Genomic DNA, 222 nt, shown 5'->3' with positions numbered 1-222 from the left:
CCATACCAGCTTCGGTAAGACGGCCGGTCTGGTGCAGGATGCCCATACCGTCAGCCACTTCCAGAAGGCCGTTCTGAGGATCGGCAACTACCTCATCCTCCTCGCCCTCGCGTTGGTGACCGTGATCGTGGTGGTGTCGACTCTGCGGGGCGACCCGATCCTGACGACACTGCAATTCGCGCTCGTGCTCACGGTTGCGGCTATCCCCGTCGCGATGCCGAC

General features: G+C 63.1%; 1 protein-coding gene. It reads left to right on the top strand.

What is annotated here, in order from left to right; all coding sequences use genetic code 11:
• Positions 1 to 31: 31 nt before the first annotated feature.
• A partial coding sequence (locus QN350_RS19890; protein ID WP_323517251.1) for a hypothetical protein occupies positions 32 to 222 on the top strand: 191 nt, incomplete at its 3' end.

This window comes from Cryobacterium sp. 10I5, from assembly GCF_035019865.1.
GTDB classification, from domain to species: domain Bacteria; phylum Actinomycetota; class Actinomycetes; order Actinomycetales; family Microbacteriaceae; genus Cryobacterium; species Cryobacterium breve_A.
The sequence above is the reverse complement of the archived record's forward strand: the minus strand, read 5'-3'. Positions and strand labels throughout refer to the sequence as shown.